12 protein-coding genes are annotated in these 15,494 nt (G+C 70.0%); 7 read left to right on the top strand and 5 right to left on the bottom strand.

Annotation, left to right across the window (positions count from 1 at the left end):
• Both sucB and FFS25_RS06670 read left to right on the top strand, forming a co-directional pair.
• A partial coding sequence (gene sucB / locus FFS25_RS06675; protein WP_137802322.1) for a 2-oxoglutarate dehydrogenase, E2 component, dihydrolipoamide succinyltransferase occupies positions 1 to 1,785 on the top strand: 1,785 nt, incomplete at its 5' end.
• Positions 1,786 to 1,952: 167 nt separating this feature from the next.
• Positions 1,953 to 2,300 (top strand): hypothetical protein, encoded by a 348-nt coding sequence (locus tag FFS25_RS06670; RefSeq protein WP_137802321.1) that lies wholly within the window; start codon positions 1,953 to 1,955, stop codon positions 2,298 to 2,300.
• A gap of 138 nt (positions 2,301 to 2,438) precedes the next feature.
• Here FFS25_RS06670 and FFS25_RS06665 read toward each other — a convergent pair whose 3' ends face one another.
• The gene (locus FFS25_RS06665) at positions 2,439 to 4,331 is read right to left on the bottom strand and encodes a hypothetical protein (protein WP_137802320.1); all 1,893 of its coding nucleotides are present in this window, start codon (positions 4,329 to 4,331) and stop codon (positions 2,439 to 2,441) included.
• 72 nt (positions 4,332 to 4,403) lie between these two features.
• Between FFS25_RS06665 and lipB the strand changes: the two genes are divergently transcribed.
• The 3 genes from lipB to FFS25_RS06650 all read left to right on the top strand — a co-directional run bounded on the left by lipB (position 4,404) and on the right by FFS25_RS06650 (position 7,171).
• Positions 4,404 to 5,108, top strand: a complete 705-nt coding sequence (gene lipB / locus FFS25_RS06660) for a lipoyl(octanoyl) transferase LipB (protein ID WP_024290309.1) — start codon at positions 4,404 to 4,406, stop codon at positions 5,106 to 5,108.
• An 86-nt stretch (positions 5,109 to 5,194) separates the two neighbouring features.
• On the top strand, positions 5,195 to 6,205 hold the full coding sequence (lipA, locus tag FFS25_RS06655) for a lipoyl synthase (protein ID WP_137802319.1): 1,011 nt from the start codon (positions 5,195 to 5,197) through the stop codon (positions 6,203 to 6,205).
• 180 nt (positions 6,206 to 6,385) lie between these two features.
• Positions 6,386 to 7,171 carry a DUF4191 domain-containing protein gene (locus FFS25_RS06650; protein ID WP_006214858.1) on the top strand — a complete coding sequence of 262 codons (786 nt, stop codon included), beginning with the start codon at positions 6,386 to 6,388 and terminating at the stop codon, positions 7,169 to 7,171.
• A gap of 68 nt (positions 7,172 to 7,239) precedes the next feature.
• On the opposite strand, the gene FFS25_RS06645 is transcribed toward FFS25_RS06650, so the two are convergent.
• Entirely contained in the window at positions 7,240 to 7,680 is a 441-nt protein-coding gene (locus FFS25_RS06645) for an RDD family protein (protein ID WP_053447494.1), read from the bottom strand.
• A 227-nt stretch (positions 7,681 to 7,907) separates the two neighbouring features.
• Between FFS25_RS06645 and glnA the strand changes: the two genes are divergently transcribed.
• Positions 7,908 to 9,332 (top strand): type I glutamate--ammonia ligase, encoded by a 1,425-nt coding sequence (gene glnA, locus FFS25_RS06640; protein ID WP_137802318.1) that lies wholly within the window; start codon positions 7,908 to 7,910, stop codon positions 9,330 to 9,332.
• 194 nt (positions 9,333 to 9,526) lie between these two features.
• Here the strand turns inward: glnA and FFS25_RS06635 are convergent, their stop codons facing one another.
• The 3 genes from FFS25_RS06635 to FFS25_RS06625 are packed head-to-tail and all read right to left on the bottom strand — an operon-like array spanning position 9,527 to position 14,394.
• Positions 9,527 to 9,727 (bottom strand): PLD nuclease N-terminal domain-containing protein, encoded by a 201-nt coding sequence (locus tag FFS25_RS06635; protein WP_283957206.1) that lies wholly within the window; start codon positions 9,725 to 9,727, stop codon positions 9,527 to 9,529.
• A complete protein-coding gene (locus FFS25_RS06630) occupies positions 9,728 to 13,030 on the bottom strand; it encodes a bifunctional [glutamine synthetase] adenylyltransferase/[glutamine synthetase]-adenylyl-L-tyrosine phosphorylase (protein ID WP_137802316.1) in 3,303 nt (1,100 codons plus the stop codon). It lies immediately after the preceding gene.
• Positions 13,031 to 13,050: 20 nt separating this feature from the next.
• Positions 13,051 to 14,394, bottom strand: a complete 1,344-nt coding sequence (locus FFS25_RS06625; RefSeq protein WP_006214852.1) for a glutamine synthetase family protein — start codon at positions 14,392 to 14,394, stop codon at positions 13,051 to 13,053.
• 140 nt (positions 14,395 to 14,534) lie between these two features.
• On the opposite strand from FFS25_RS06625, the gene panB reads away from it, so the two are divergent.
• Entirely contained in the window at positions 14,535 to 15,446 is a 912-nt protein-coding gene (panB, locus tag FFS25_RS06620) for a 3-methyl-2-oxobutanoate hydroxymethyltransferase (protein WP_137802315.1), read from the top strand.
• The last annotated feature ends 48 nt before the right edge of the window (positions 15,447 to 15,494 follow it).

Here is a 15,494-nt window from a genome sequence, read left to right as displayed (position 1 = left end):
TGGCTCAAGGAGATCGGCGAGGAGATCTCCGTCGACGAGCCCCTGCTCGAGGTCTCCACCGACAAGGTCGACACCGAGGTCCCCTCCCCGGTGGCCGGCACCCTGCTCGAGATCCGCGTCCAGGAGGACGAGGACGCCGAGGTCGGCCAGGTCCTGGCCGTGATCGGTGACGCAGACGCCGCCGAGTCCTCCGACGACTCCAGCGACTCCGCGGATGACTCCGCCGAGAAGGAGGAGCCGAAGGCTGAGCCGAAGGCTGAGGAGAAGTCTGAGGAGAAGCCCGCCGAGGAGGCTCCGAAGGCCGAGACCAAGAAGTCCTCCGGCGGCTCCGGCACCGAGGTCACCCTGCCCGCCCTGGGCGAGTCCGTGACCGAGGGCACCGTGACCCGTTGGCTCAAGGAGATCGGCGAGGAGATCTCCGTCGACGAGCCCCTGCTCGAGGTCTCCACCGACAAGGTCGACACCGAGGTCCCCTCCCCGGTGGCCGGCACCCTGCTCGAGATCCGCGTCCAGGAGGACGAGGACGCCGAGGTCGGCCAGGTCCTGGCCGTGATCGGTGACGCAGACGCCGCCGAGTCCTCCGACTCCTCGGATGACTCCTCCGATCAGGGCAAGAGCGAGGAGAAGTCCGCCGAGGAGATCGAGGACGCCGCGACGTCATCGTCGACCCCCGAGGCCACCGACAAGGCCGCCGAGGACAAGACCTCCGGCGAGGCCAAGAAGGACGAGAAGTCCGCTCAGGACCAGAGGTCCGAGAAGGCGCAGGCCGCCAAGACCGAGTCCGCGCAGCAGAAGGCTCCGAAGCAGGAATCCTCCGAGGCCTCCGGCTCCGGCGAGGCCTCCGGCTACGTCACCCCGCTCGTGCGCAAGCTCGCACGCGAGAAGGGCGTGGACCTCGCCTCCGTGAAGGGCACCGGCGTGGGTGGGCGCATCCGCAAGCAGGACGTTCTGGCCGCTGCGGAGTCGGGCGCCCAGGCCCCGGCCTCCTCCGGCTCGGCCCAGCAGGGTGGTGCGCAGATCGCCGACAACGGCGAGCCGACCACCATCCAGCCCGTCTCGGACAAGCGCGGCACCACGGAGAAGGCACCGCGCATCCGCATGACGATCGCCAAGCGCATGCGTGAGTCGCTGCAGGAGTCCGCTCAGCTGACGCAGGTCACCGAGGTCGACATGACCCGCGTGGCCGCTCTGCGGAACAAGGCCAAGGCCCCGTTCCAGGAGAAGCACGGCGCCAAGCTGACCTACCTCCCCTTCTTCGCCCAGGCCGTGGCCGAGGGGCTCAAGGCCAACCCGGCCCTGAACGCCACGTTCAAGGAGGACGAGAAGGAGATCGTCTACAACGGCTCCGAGAACCTGGCGATCGCCGTGGACACCCCGCGCGGTCTGCTGGTCCCGGTCATCAAGGAGGCTGGCGACATGCAGCTTCCGGGCCTGGCCCAGAACATCGCCGACCTCGGCTCCCGCGGTCGCGACGGCTCGCTCAGCCCTGACGACCTGACCGGCGGCACCTTCACGATCACGAACCTGGGCTCCTTCGGCGCTCTGTTCGACACCCCGATCATCAACCAGCCCCAGGTCGCCATCCTGGGCACGGGCACGATCGTGAAGCGCCCCATGGTCATCCAGGACGCCGACGGCAACGACGTCGTGGCCATCCGTCACATGTGCTACCTGTCGCTGACCTACGATCACCGCATCGTGGACGGCGCCGACGCCGGCCGCTTCCTCCAGGGTCTCAAGGCCCGCCTGGAGGAGGGCCGCTTCGAGGGCTCGCTCGGCCTGTGAGCTGAGTCCGCCCCCGCTCGGCAGCGCGTCGAGCGAGCGTCTCCTGCAAGGCCCCGCACCGTCCCACGGTGCGGGGCCTTCCCGCATCGCGACGGGTGGCTGAGATCACCGGCTGCCTCGAGGAATCGGTGACAGGGTGCCGTCAAACTGCGGTTAGTGTGGATTCCATGGCATTCGTGTACTCCCTCCTGGTCCTCGTCCATCTCTTCGGCGCCGCCGTGATCATCGGCACCTGGATCGCCACGTTCCGCAAGCCGACGGTGACCGGCTGGCAGTTCTGGTCGTCCGTGGCCATGCTCGTCTCCGGTCTGCTCCTGATGGGGCTGCTCGAGATGGGGGACGGCCCCGTGAACCACCTCAAGCTCACCATCAAGCTGATCATCGCCATCGCGGTCTTCGCCGCGGCCCTGATCGGTCGCCGGAAGATCGCCAAGGGCGAGACGGTCTCGACCGGCATCGCCCACGGCGTGGGCGGCTCGGCCCTGATCAACATGGTGATCGCCGTCCTCTGGTGAGCCGCACGCAGGCACACGAGCCCCGCTGAGCAGTGCACCCGTGAGCCGGGACCGAGCAGATCGGTCCCGGCTCGCCGTCCTCACAGGGTCGCCGCCGCCTCCGGATCGAGGCCATCTCGGGCCTCCGGCATCTTCGGCTCACATCGGCGTGACGTCGAGGAGGCGCCAGGCGCCGTCGTCGCCTGCCACCATCTCGATGCTCACGTCCTGGCGCAGCGTGGCCTCACCGGCGGCCTCCGGATCCAGGCCGCTGCCCGTGGCCTCCACCGTGCCGGTGACCGTGGCGGTTCGCTCGCGTGGACTGGCTTCAGCGCGGGCGGTGCTCGGGTCCGAGGCCGACGGCTGCGCATCGGCGAGCGCCATCTGCAGGTCCTCGAACGCTCCCGACGATCTCGCCTGGTCCAGGGTCTCCAGGTCATCGGCCAGATCGGCCGCTTCCGGGAGGTAGACCGATTCCAGCAGGTCGTGATCTCCCGTGCGCAGCGCATCGGCGCGCAAGGCGATCAGCGCGGCCGCGGCGTACTCCGGACTGTGCTGAGCGCTCACGGCTTCCGGCTCGGTCGCTGCTCCGGTCTCGGACGAGACGGACTCCCCCGGTGCTGCCTGCGTCGGGTCATCGCCGCCGGCAGCCGACTGGTCTCCGACAGCAGCGCCCGGAACCTGCTCAACCGAGTCGACGGCGCTGGGGATCTCGTCTGGCGGCCCGGTGACGACCTGCCACCCGGCCAGGGCAGCGGCACCGATCACGACCGCGGCCGCTCCGGCGAGCACGCGACGCGGGCGTCGCGATTGCTCAGACGCGGCGGCTGACGGACGCGCACGACCTCGGGCTGGACGAGCCCTGCCCCGGTCCGCACGATCGCTGCTCACGAGCTGAGGCCCGCCGCCCCTGCCCTGCTCGCCGCCACCGCCGGTGTGCTGGGCACCGCCGTCACCTCGTCGATTGCTACCTCGGAGACTTCGAGCGCTGCGCCGCCATCTCTCCGGCTCACGTGCCTCGGCGCGCAGCAGCCGGACGGTGGGATCATCGCGCTCCTGTCCTCCCGGGAGGGGCTCGGCTTCATCTGCGGACAGAGGGCCGAAGTCGCCCGCGCCCTTCGCCGCAATCGGTCCTTCGACAGCGGGCCGGCCCCTCCGCGTCACGTCGGCAGGCCCGGCGCCTGTGGGGCCGGAGCGCGCTGGCTCATCCCCTGTCGCCTCCTCCTCCGTCGGCTCGAACCCTGCCGAGCACGATGCTGCAGGCCGCAGCAGCAGCTCCAGCTCCGAGGCCGTGAGCATCCCTGAGCCGGTGGCCATCCCGGTGCCGGCACGAGCCGTCGGCCCGGCGCGCTCCCCCGTCCCGGCTGAGCCCTCCCCCTCCTGCTGCGCCGCCCGGTCGAGCACGAGGTCCAGGGCGTCGGCGGCTTCCGGATCGAGCAGCGGGTGGGTGCTGCGCAGCGGCGCGCGAGTGCGCGCAGCGCTGGGGCGTCGCCCGGTGAGCACCGTGACAGCGGCCGAGGCGAGCAGGACCACGTCGGCGCGGCTGAGCCGCGCCAGCTCAGCCCCAGCCGCCGTGTGCGCGCCGGAGGACGGAGAGACCAGCAGCGCCCACCCTCCGTCACCGGACCTGAGCACGTCCTGCAGCCGCAGACGCCCGAGCACTGCGCCGGAGGAGTGCAGCTGCCGCAGGGCGAGAGCGAGATCGGCTGCCATGCGCACGGTCTCATCCTGCTCGACCATCCCGGAAGCCTCCAGCAGGCTCGCAAAGGATTCACCGAGGTCGTCGGGCCCGGAGTAGAGCACGGCGGTGCCGTCGTCGATCACCGCCCGCGGGAGCACGAGCCGCTCGCTGTCCAGGTCTGCAAGTGCGTCCACGAGCTCGGCCCAGTCAGAGGCGTCGTGCGCGTCCGCAAGCGCGAGCCGTCCGAAGGACTCTCCGGTCTGCAGGTGCGTGAGCCGCTGCCCGCCGGCCGGCGCCCACGGGCCATCGAAGCGCAGAAGCTCCCGGAACGGATCGTGGTCCTGAGCGGTGCCCGTCTGGTTCTCGTCCATGCGCCCAGCATGCTGTCAGCGAAAGGGCGTCTCGAGTTATCCACATCCGAGCACCAGGCGTACCCTGGTGACATGTCCCTTTCCATCGAGTCTCTCGGCATGGCTCCGGACCTGGTTCCGTACCGACCCGCGCTGGAGCTGCAGCGGATCGTCCACGGCGACGTCGTCGCGGGCACCCGGGCCAACACGGTCCTGCTGTGCGAGCACGAGCCGGTCTATACGGCAGGTCGGCGAGCCGCCGCCGAGGAGTACCCCACGGATGGGACCGAAGTGGTCGAGATCGGCCGCGGAGGCAAGATCACCTGGCACGGCCCCGGGATGCTCGTGGTCTACCCGATCATGAAGCTGACCACCCCGATCGACGTCGTGAAGTTCGTGCGGAACATGGAGCAGCTCGTGCTGTCCGTGCTGCGACGGCTCGGCCTGGAGGCCGTCACGGTCGAGGGCCGCTCCGGAGCCTGGATCCTCGCCGACGAGCGCGGCGGCGATCGCAAGATCTCGGCGATCGGCGTGCAGGTCTCCAAGCGCACCACCATGCACGGCATCGCGATCAACTGCAGCAACGACCTCGAGGCGTTCCGCAGCATCATCCCGTGCGGTATCTCGGACGCCGGCGTGACCACGATCAGCCGCGAGCTCGGCCGGACCGTGACGCCGTCGGAGGTCAAGGACCTCGTGATCGACGAGCTGATCCTCCGCGAGGCCGATCTGTGCGAGGTCTCCGAGATCCCCGCAGACGCCGCACCCCTGCCCTGGCCCGCCGCGAGCGCGGCCTGAGACGCATCAGCCCGCGCCACCGCGCGGACCGAGCACCGAAAGACTGACCCGGTCCTCACCCAGGACAACAGACGAGGAGAACGCCGATGACCATCGCCCCCGAAGGCCGCCGCCTGCTGCGCGTCGAAGCCCGCAATGCCGAGGTCCCGGTCGAGAAGAAGCCGGACTGGCTCAAGAACACCGCGCGCACCGGTCCGGAGTACACCAAGCTGAAGTCCATGGCCCGCAGCCAGGGCCTGCACACGGTGTGCGAGGAGGCCGGCTGCCCCAACATCTACGAGTGCTGGGAGGACCGCGAGGCCTCGTTCCTCATCGGCGGCTCGGTGTGCACCCGTCGCTGCGACTTCTGCGACATCTCCACCGGCCGTCCCGAGCCCCTGGACCCGGAGGAGCCCCGCAAGGTCGCGGAGTCCATCCGCGACCTCGACCTGCGCTACGCGACCGTCACCGGCGTGGCCCGCGATGACCAGGAGGACGGCGCGTCGTGGCTCTACGCGGAGACCATCCGCGCCGTGCACGAGATCGCCCCGAACACCGGCATGGAGATCCTGATCCCCGACTTCAAGGGCCGCCCCGAGTCCCTGCAGGAGGTCGTCGACGCCCAGCCGGAGGTCTTCGCCCACAACCTGGAGACCGTGCCGCGCATCTTCAAGAAGATCCGCCCGGCCTTCACCTACGAGCGCTCCCTCGAGGTCCTGAACTTCGCCAAGGACCAGGACCTGATCACCAAGTCCAACCTGATCCTGGGCATGGGCGAGACGGACGAGGAGATCTACGAGGCACTGTGCGACCTGCGCGACTCCGGCTGCGACATCATCACCCTCACGCAGTACCTCCGCCCGTCCAAGCTCTTCCACCCGATCGACCGCTGGGTCAAGCCCGAGCAGTTCGTGGAGTACAGCGAGATGGCTGAGGAGATCGGCTTCCTGGGCGTCATGGCCGGGCCCATGGTCCGCTCCTCCTACCGCTCCGGGCGCCTGTGGGCCCGGGCCATGAAGAAGCTCGACCGCGAGATCCCCGAGCACCTGGCCCACATCACCGATGAGGGCTCCGCCGCGCAGGAGGCCTCGACCCTCATGGCCAAGCTCGGCCGCTGAGTCCGAGCTGCCGGTGCCTGCAGCGCACCGTCGGTCCGGCAAGGGCCCGCCGACGCATCGCGTCGGGCGGGCCCTTGCCGCCTCCCTCAGCCGCTAGACTGGCCCCGCTCCGCCGCCCCTCGCCGACCAGCGTCTCGACCGGGCGGCCACCCGCAGCATCCCGACCACGAGGAACCATCCGTGTCTGATCGCACTCCCTCCCGCAGCAAGGGCGCCTCCGCTGCCGATCCCAAGGCCGCCAAGGCCAAGGCCAAGCAGGAGCAGCGCGAGGCCAAGGCCAAGCGGAAGGCCGAGCGCGGTCCCGGGCCCTTCGCCCAGATCAAGCAGGTCTTCCAGATCACCAAGGAGCAGGACCCGAACATCACCCTCAAGCTCATCGCCCTCGGGCTGGGCGTGCTGGTGGTCTTCCTGCTGCTGGGCCTGCTGCTCAACAACTGGATCACCTGGCTGCTGATCGGCATCCCGTTCGCCATCCTGCTGTGCTTCTGGTTCCTGTCCCGACGGGCGGAGAAGGCCGCCTTCGCCCGCATCGAGGATCAGCCGGGCGCCACGGGCGCGGCTCTGTCCACGCTGCGCCGCGGCTGGATCGTCGAGGAGCAGCCGGTGCAGATCGATCCGCGCAATCGCGACCTGGTCTTCCGCGCCATCGGCCGCCCCGGTGTGGTGCTGGTGACCGAGGGCCCCACCGGCCGCGCCCGCAAGCTCGCCGAGAAGGAGCGCCGCCGCGTGGGACCGCGCGTGCGCAATGTCCCGATCCACATCATCGCCGCCGGCCCGCGTGAGGATCAGGTGCCGCTGAACCAGGTCTCCAAGCACATCCGCAAGCTGGAGAACAAGCTGACCAAGCAGGAGGTCTCGGCGGTGCACCAGCGCCTGTCGACCCTGCGCTCCGACCAGCTGCCGATCCCCAAGGGCGTGGACCCCATGCGCGCCCGCCCCGATCACAAGGCGCTGCGCGGCCGCTGATCCCGCTCCGAACGCGCGAAGAGGCCCCGGATGTCACCGACGTCCGGGGCCTCTTCGCGTGGTCGGGCTCAGCGGATGCGCACCAGCACCGTGCCGATCAGGCGATCGTTGAGCCCGCGCTGGTCGCGGTCCATGATCAGCGCCGGGATCACCAGGGCGAGAAGCACGGTGCGCACGAATGCCCTGGCGAAGCCGATCGGGCGGCCATCGAGGGTCTGGACCTGCATCCCCAGGACCAGGTGGCCCACCGAGTGGCCCATGAACCCCACCGCCAGGATCGTGAGCACCAGCCAGATCCCGGTGATGCCGAGGTTGACCCACTCGTAGGGCAGCAGCGCCCAGGCCAGCGCCACCGCGATGCCCCAGTCGATGCACAGGCCTCCCACGCGGCGGATCAGGCTGGGAATCGAGCCGGGCCCGTCCTGGGGTCGCCCCAGACCCTGTCCCGGGTAGCCCGTCTCTGCGTCGGCAGGGGCGCTGGGGCGGCGGACGTCGTCGTGCTCGGTCATCCGCTCAGCCTACCGGGGCAGCCGCGGCGGCTCCGGCGGATCCTGCGCGCTTCGGGCGTGCTCGGAGGATCGGCCGATAGGATGAGATCCGAAACACCCGCGAAACACGAGGGTCACGGCTGGGCAACGGCGCCTCCGTAGGGTCGAAGACGATCCGCTAGGGGCTCGGCCCGTCGTGCGGAAGACCGCTGACAGGGCGGCCGCCCCACACCATGAAGGAGTACGCAGTGTTCAAGACAGCAGAAGAGGTCCTCGCATTCATCAAGGAGGAGGACGTCGTCTTCGTCGACATCCGGTTCACCGACATGCCGGGGGTCCAGCAGCACTTCAACCTCCCCGCCAAGGCCGTGGATGACGACTTCTTCGTGAACGGGCAGCTCTTCGACGGCTCCTCGATCCGCGGGTTCGCTGGAATCGCCGAGTCCGACATGCAGCTCATCCCGGATGTGGCCACCGCCTTCCTGGACCCGTACCGCACCGAGAAGACGCTCAACGTCACCTGCTCGATCGTCAACCCCCGCACCGGCGAGCCCTACCACCGCGACCCCCGCGGCGTGGCCGAGCGCGCCGAGGCCTACATGCGCTCCACCGGGATCGCGGACACGGCGAACTTCGCCCCCGAGGCCGAGTTCTTCATCTTCGAGGACGTCCGCTACGACGTCCAGCCGCAGGGCTCCTTCTACGCCGTGGACTCCGACGAGGCCCCGTGGAACACCGGGCGCCGTGAGGAGGGCGGCAACCTGGCCAACAAGACGTCCCTGAAGGGCGGCTACTTCCCCGTCTCCCCCACGGACAAGCAGGCCGATCTGCGCGATGCCATCTCCGTGACCCTGGATGAGGTCGGCCTGGAGGTCGAGCGCGCCCACCACGAGGTCGGCGCTTCCGGTCAGGCGGAGATCAACTACCGCTTCGACACCCTGACCCATGCGGCCGACGACCTGCAGAAGTTCAAGTACGTCGTGAAGAACACCGCAGAGGCCTGGGGCAAGACCGCCACCTTCATGCCCAAGCCGGTCTTCAACGACAACGGCTCCGGCATGCACTGCCACCAGTCGCTGTGGAAGAACGGCGAGCCGCTGTTCTACGACGAGAAGGGCTATGCCGGGCTCTCCGACCTGGCTCGCTGGTACATCGGCGGGCTGCTCGAGCACTCCTCGGCCGTGCTGGCCTTCACCAACCCCACGGTGAACTCCTACCGCCGCCTGGTGAAGGGCTTCGAGGCCCCGGTCAACATGGTCTACTCGCAGGGCAACCGCTCCGCCGGCATCCGCATCCCGATCACCGGCACCAACCCCAAGGCCAAGCGCCTGGAGTTCCGCGCCCCGGATCCCTCCTGCAACCCGTACCTGGCCTTCGCCGCGCAGCTGATGGCCGGCCTGGACGGCATCCGCAACCGCATCGAGCCGGCGGATCCGATCGACAAGGACCTCTACGAGCTGCCGCCCGAGGAGGCCAAGGACATCAAGAAGGCTCCGGGCTCGCTCGAGGAGGCGCTGCAGGCGCTGGAGGAGGACCACGAGTTCCTGCTGCAGGGCGATGTCTTCACTGAGGACACTCTGTCCTCCTGGATCGAGTACAAGCGCGAGATCGAGCTCAAGCCGCTCTCGCTCGTCCCGCACCCGCTCGAGTTCCAGCTCTACTACGGGGTCTGAACCTCGCCCCCCAGCCGACGAGGGCAATCAGCATCGCACAGCGCGGAGAATCCGCGAACAGTCCGCACGGGCAGTGATCGCCGACGCGATCGCCGCTCGTGCGGACTCTTCTATTGTCCGGGGTATGTGCCCGCACACGTCGAGGGTCGGGCAGGCGGATTCATGCCGCGGGCGGGACCGCCCCGGCCGTCGAGCTAACGGGCTCCGGGCCCGTCGGACTGCGAATCGAGACCGCGACGCAGCGCCGGATCGTGCACGTCTGCCCGCTGGCCCACCACGAACCGCACGAGCGGTCCCAGCAGCGGGAACAGCAGCACCGCTGCGATCCAGATCATCCGGCGGCGTGACGACAGGGGCCGTGCGCGTTGCGCGGCGACATGTCGCCGCGCCTGCACTCACAGGCCGTAGAACAGCCGCTCGAAGACAGCGCGGGCCTGGCGCGTGGTGCGAAGGTAGTCATCCTCGAGCAGCTCGGAGCTGCCCGGCGGATAGCCGCACCACCGCGCGACGGCCTCCATGTCCTGGCCCGCCGAGGGCAGCACGTCCGAGGCCCGGCCGGTGCGCAGCACGTTGCCGTTGCGGATGGCCGTGCACAGCTTCCAGGCCTTGGCCAGGGCGTGGGCGTCCTCCGAGTCCATCAGCTCGGCCTGCACCGCGGCCTCGAGCCCGTCCAGGGTGGAGGTGGTGCGCAGGCCGGGATGCTGGTGGGCGTGCTGCAGCTGCAGGGTCTGCACGAGCCATTCGACGTCCGAGAGACCCCCGCGACCCAGCTTCACATGCCGGGACGGGTCGGCACCGCGCGGCAGGCGCTCGTTCTCCACCCGAGCCTTCATGCGCCGGATCTCATTGAGCTGGCGCTCGGTGAGCTCCGCCGGGTAGCGGTAGGGATCGATCAGCTCGGTGAACCGCTCAGCGAGCAGATCCGACCCCGCCATGGGCCGGGCTCGGGTGAGCGCCTGGAACTCCCAAGTGTCCGCCCAGCGGCTGTAGTACTCGGCGTAGGACTCCAGCGACCGGACCATGGGACCGGAGCGCCCCTCGGGACGCAGATCGTTGTCGATCTCCAGCACGCGCTCAGCCACGATCGGCGGGTCGCAGGGCCGCTTGAGCAGCTGGACCATCCGCTCGATCACCCGCGCCGCCTGCTCCCCCGGTTGCTGCGGCGGGGCATCCTCGGCGGCGGCGTCGGAGTCCGGGGCGTCATCGGAGGCCGCAGCCTCGTCGGAGGCGCCCGACAGTGCATCGTCGGATTCCGCGGTGTCGTCGGTGCTCGCGCCCTCCACGGCATCGGCCGCCCCGGGGGCCGCGGCATCATCCGGTCGGGAGATCAGCCCGAGCTCATCGCGGCCAGGATGCTCGTGGCCGTCTTCGCAGGGGACGTAGACGTAGAGGACATCGGCGTCGGAGCCGTAGCCGATCTCGCGACCGCCCTGGCGCCCCATGGCGACCACGAGGATGTCGGCTGCCCAGGGCACTCCCTGCTCGCGATGCAGCTCCCGCTCGGCGGAGTACAGGGCACCGAGCACCGCAGCGCGGTCGATGTCCGACAGCGCCGCGACGACCTGCTGGACATCGATCAGCCCGGCGGTGTCGGCCAGCGCCACGCGCAGCGACTCCCTGCGCCGCATCAGTCGGATCATGCGCACTGCGGACTCGGCATCCGGGTGACGGCCCATCTGCGCGTGCGTCTCCGCCCACAATGTGGCGAAGGTCCGGGGCTTGAGCTCGGCGTCCGTGCCCAGCCACGCGGTGGCCTCCGGCAGCGTCTCGAGCATGTCCGAGATGTAGCGCGAGGAGGAGAGCACGTGGCACAGGCGCTGCGCCCCGGTGTTGGAATCGCGCAGCATCCGCAGGTACCAGGGCGAGGTGCCCAGCTCCTCCGACACTCGCCGGAAGCCGAGCAGCCCGGCATCCGGATCCACGCCTTCGGCGAACCACTCGAGCAGCACCGGAAGCAGCGTGCGCAGGATGCTGGCCCGGCGGCTGACGCCCCGAGTGAGCGCCTCGAGGTGACGATGGGCAGCCTTGGGGTCGCGGTAGCCCAGCGCCTTGAGGCGGTCTCGGACCTGGTCCTGGTTCAGCTCGACGCCCTCGAAGGAGGTGTTGGTGATCGCGGCCAGCAGCGGGCGGTAGAAGATCCGCTCGTGCATGCCGCGCACGGCCCTGCGCGTCTTGTGCCAGCGCTCCATCAGGTCGTCGCCGCCGGTGCGGGCGCCCGCCCCGGGCGGGTGCATGGCGGCGGCGATCACGGCCAGCTCCGCGGTGGTGGTGGGCATCAGGTGGGTGCGACGCATGCGGAAGAGCTGGATGCGATGCTCGAGCAGGCGCAGCCACCGGTACTGGGCGCCGAACTCCTCGGCGTCCTCACGGCCGATGTACCCGGCGTTGGCCAGGGCCGCCAGGGAGTCCGTGGTGGCACGGGTGCGCACGGACTCGTCGCCGCGGCCGTGCACCAGCTGCAGCAGCTGGACGGTGAACTCGACGTCGCGCAGGCCGCCGGGGCCGAGCTTGATCTGGCGGTCCCGCTCCTCGGAGGGGATGTTGTCCATGACGCGCCGGCGCATGGCCTGCACCGAGGACACGAAGCCCTCGCGCTGGCTCGACTCCCACACCATGGGCGAGATCGCCTCGGAGTAGCGCCGGCCGAGCTCCTGGTCCCCCGCCATGGGCCGGGCCTTGAGCAGCGCCTGGAACTCCCAGGACTTGGCCCACTTGCGGTAGTAGCGCACGTGGGAGTCCAGTGTGCGCGACAGAGGCCCGTCCTTGCCCTCGGGGCGCAGGTTGGCGTCGAGTTCCCACAGCGGGGCCTCCGGGCCGTTGGACATCACGGCTCGAGCGGTCCCGCTGGCCAGGGCCGTGGCCAGCACGGCTGCGCGGTCGTCGTCGATCGGCAAGTGGCCGTCCTCGCCGCCAAACGGGTCGACGATGTCGTGGACGTAGACGACGTCCACGTCAGAGATGTAGTTCAGCTCCCTGGCCCCGCACTTGCCCATCCCGATGACGCTGAGCCGGATGCGCTCGAGCTCCTCCGGGTCCGCCTGGGTGGACCCGCTGCCGGCGTGGATCTCGCCTCGGGAGACGGCCAGCGCGGCCTCGATGGCCGCTGCGGCCAGATCCGCGAGCTGCCGCCCGACGGCCGGCAGGTGATCAACGGGATCGGCGGCGCCCAGATCGCCCAGGGCGATGCGGATGAGCTGGCGGCGGTACTCGACGCGCAGGGCTGCCGCGCCGTCGTCGCCGACGGACTGCGCAACGGGCGTGTCCGCCTCCGGGTCGGCGCCCACGCTGCGCAGGAGGCTCGAGCGCAGCTCGTCGGCGGAGATCTCCTCCGGCTCGGGGTCGAGGGGACCATCGAGCAGGTCCAGGTGCTGCGGGTGCGACTCGAGGAAGCTGCCGAGGGCCTCGGAGCAGCCCAGCAGGCGGATCAGCGTCTGCGCCTGCTGCGGGTCCTTCAGACGGGCAGCGGCCCGGGGCTCGGCCTCGATCAGTCGCACCAGGCAGCGCACGGCGGCGTCCGGGCAGCCGGTCTGCTCGAGCTGCCCGAGCAGGGGCTCGAGCTCCACGCCCTTCAGCTCGCCGAAGCCGAGCCAGCGCCGGGCCGTGCGCACGTCGTCGAACCCGGTCTTGACCAGGCGCCGGTCCGCGAGCTTCTCGAGCGCCTCCGGAAGGGCGGTGGGAGCGTCCTGTTCCTGGCTCATTTGCGAGCGCCTTCCGTTCTTCAGAGCAGGCCGAGATTGGTCTCGAGTTCGTAGCGGGTGACCACCGTGCGGTAGGACTCCCATTCCGCGCGCTTGTTGCGCATGATGTGCCCGAAGACCTGCTCGCCGAGCAGATCGGCCATGAACTCGGACTCCTCGGCCAGTCGGATCGCCTCGTGCAGGGAGCCCGGCATGGGCTCGTGCCCGGCCACGCGGCGCTCGGCGCTGGACATGGCGCCCAGATCGTCCGACTCGACCTCAGGCAGCTCCAGCTCGTCCTCGATCCCGCGAAGGCCGGCGGCCAGCACGCCGGCGTAGGCCAGGTACGGGTTGGCCGCCGAGTCCAGGCCGCGGTACTCGATGCGCGCGGACTGCACCTTGTCCGGCTTGTACAGCGGCACCCGCACGAGCGCGGAGCGGTTGTTGTGGCCCCAGGAGACGTAGGAGGGAGCCTCGTCGCCGCCCCACAGCCGCTTGTACGAGTTCACGAACTGATTGGTCAGGATCGCCATCTCCGGGGCGTAGCGCAGCACGCCGGCGATGAAGTGCCCGGCCACGCGCGAGAGCTGGAACTCGGCACCCGCCTCGAAGAACGCGTTGGTGTCGCCCTCGAACAGGGAGAAGTGCGTGTGCATGCCCGAACCGGGGTGATTGCCGAACGGCTTGGGCATGAAGGTCGCGTACGAGTCGTGCTTGAGTGCCGACTCCTTGACGATCGTGCGGAACGTCATGATGTTGTCCGCAGTCTGCAGCGGATCGGCATAGCGCAGGTCGATCTCGTTCTGGCCCGGGCCGGCCTCATGGTGGGAGAACTCGACGGAGATGCCGACCTCCTCGAGCATGAGCACGACGTCCCTGCGGAAGTTCTGCACCACGCCGCCCGGGGTGTGATCGAAGTAGCCCTCGCTGTCCACCGGCGTGGGCTCACCCGTGGCAGGATCCAGGCGCGAGGACTCCAGGAGGTAGAACTCGATCTCCGGGGAGGTGTAGCAGGTGACACCCTGCTCGGTGGCCTTGGCCAGCACGCGCTTGAGCACGCCGCGGGGATCCGCCATGGACGGCTCGCCGTCCGGGGTGAGGATGTCGCAGAACATGCGGGCCGTGGGCTGATCCTTACCGCGCCACGGCAGGATCTGGAAGGTCGAGGGATCCGGCTGCAGGAGCATGTCCGACTCCGTGACCCGCGAGAAGCCCTCGATCGAGGAGCCGTCGAAGCCCAGTCCCTCCTCGAAGGCCGACTCGACCTCCGCCGGGGCGAGCGCCACGGACTTGAGCGTGCCCGTCACGTCCGTGAACCACATGCGCACGAAGCGGACGTCGCGGTCCTCGATGGTGCGCAGCACGAACTCCTGCTGACGGTCCATGGGGTCTCCTTATGGCTCGAGTGCTCGCCCCAGGGCGAGGGGTCGTCGCCGATGACGACCCGGTGCGGTGCCGAGTCCCAGCCTATCGGCAGGCTCGGACGACGACCCGGCGCGCCGCGTCCGACGCGTACCCTGGCATCATGACTGATGCAGCCTCCTCGGATCATTCCTCCGTTCGCCCGGACTCGGCGCCCTACCCCAACAGCGCTTCCGTTCCGGCGGGCGCCGCCGAGCGCAACGCACCGGGGCTGCGCAGCGTGGGCCGGGTGCGCACCCGGCACCTGCAGGAGGCCAAGGAGGCCGGCGAGCGCTTCACGATGCTCACGGCCTACGACGCCATGCTCGCCGAGATCTTCGACTCCGCGGGCATCGACACCCTCCTGGTCGGCGACTCGGCCGGGAGCACGGTCTTCGGGCAGTCCTCGACGCTGCCGGTGACGCTCGAGCAGATGATCATGCTCTCGGCCGCGGTCTCCCGCGCGACCCGTCGCGCCCTGGTGATCGCCGATCTGCCCTTCGGCTCCTACGAGGAGTCTCCGCAGCAGGCCGTGCGCTCGGCGGTGCGGCTGCTCAAGGAGGGAGGGGTCCACGCGGTGAAGATCGAGGCGGACGTCGCGCTGGCCGAGCACGTGCGCGCCGTGGTGCGCGCCGGGATCCCGGTGATGGGCCATGTGGGCTTCACCCCGCAGTCCGAGCATGCCCTGGGCGGCTACCGGGTCCAGGGCCGCGGCGAGACGGCCCGACGCGTCCTCGACGACGCCCTGGCGCTGCAGGAGGCCGGTGCGTTCTCCGTGCTGCTCGAGATGGTCCCGGCGCAGACCGCGCAGGAGGTCGACGCCGCCCTGGACGTGCCGACCGTCGGCATCGGCGCAGGGGCTGCGACCACCGGGCAGGTGCTCGTGTGGCAGGACCTGCTGGGTCTCAACGGCGGACGCGTCCCGCGGTTCGTGCGTCAGTACGCCGCTCTGCGCTCCACGATCACCGACGCCGTGACCCGCTACGCCGACGACGTCCGCGACGGCTCCTTCCCCGGGCCCGAGCACACCTTCTGAAGCTGCCCCTGAGCAGGTCCGAGCCGGCCAGGCACGTGGCCTGAGAGC

Source organism: Kocuria sp. 2SI (assembly GCF_005502825.1).
Taxonomy (GTDB): Bacteria; Actinomycetota; Actinomycetes; order Actinomycetales; family Micrococcaceae; genus Kocuria; species Kocuria palustris.
The sequence above is the reverse complement of the archived record's forward strand: the minus strand, read 5'-3'. Positions and strand labels throughout refer to the sequence as shown.

Bases quoted from the DNA above. Each gene is read 5' to 3' on its own strand.
- FFS25_RS06670 (WP_137802321.1), top strand. From the start codon at position 1,953: ATGGCATTCGTGTACTCCCTCCTGGTCCTCGTCCATCTCTTCGGCGCC.
- FFS25_RS06645 (WP_053447494.1), bottom strand. From the start codon at position 7,680: ATGACCGAGCACGACGACGTCCGCCGCCCCAGCGCCCCTGCCGACGCA.
- panB (WP_137802315.1), top strand. From the start codon at position 14,535: ATGACTGATGCAGCCTCCTCGGATCATTCCTCCGTTCGCCCGGACTCG.
- FFS25_RS06625 (WP_006214852.1), bottom strand. From the start codon at position 14,394: ATGGACCGTCAGCAGGAGTTCGTGCTGCGCACCATCGAGGACCGCGAC.
- lipB (WP_024290309.1), top strand. From the start codon at position 4,404: ATGTCCCTTTCCATCGAGTCTCTCGGCATGGCTCCGGACCTGGTTCCG.
- FFS25_RS06665 (WP_137802320.1), bottom strand. From the start codon at position 4,331: ATGGACGAGAACCAGACGGGCACCGCTCAGGACCACGATCCGTTCCGG.
- FFS25_RS06630 (WP_137802316.1), bottom strand. From the start codon at position 13,030: ATGAGCCAGGAACAGGACGCTCCCACCGCCCTTCCGGAGGCGCTCGAG.
- lipA (WP_137802319.1), top strand. From the start codon at position 5,195: ATGACCATCGCCCCCGAAGGCCGCCGCCTGCTGCGCGTCGAAGCCCGC.